Genomic DNA, 398 nt, shown 5'->3' on the forward strand with positions numbered 1-398 from the left:
CCCCACAACAGCCTCCAACTCATAAAACGCCGACGGCGTCTGACTCAACACCTGCACCCGCTGCTCAACCAACAACGCCAAAAAATCCCGCGGCGACCGCGCCACCTCCTCACCCACCACCACCAACCGCCCACCACCCAACAACGCCCCCCACATCTCCCACACCGACACATCAAAAGCCAACGAATGCCACCACGACCACACCCGCCCCACCAACTCCAACCGCTGCCCCACCGACTCCAACAACCCCACCACGCTACGATGCGTCACCCCAACACCTTTGGGAACACCAGTAGTACCCGACGTATAAATCACATACGCCACATCATCGACATCAACAACCGGCAACACCACACCCGAACCCCCCACACCCGACCCCTCCATCGCATCAGCGACAT

At 60.3% G+C, this 398-nt stretch carries 1 protein-coding gene; it reads right to left on the minus strand.

Annotated features, from left to right (window positions below; genetic code table 11):
- A partial coding sequence (locus BST12_RS29635) for an AMP-binding protein (protein WP_139802114.1) occupies positions 1-398 on the minus strand: 398 nt, incomplete at both ends.

Origin of the sequence: Mycobacterium angelicum (assembly GCF_002086155.1) — a bacterium.
Lineage (GTDB): Bacteria > Actinomycetota > Actinomycetes > Mycobacteriales > Mycobacteriaceae > Mycobacterium > Mycobacterium angelicum.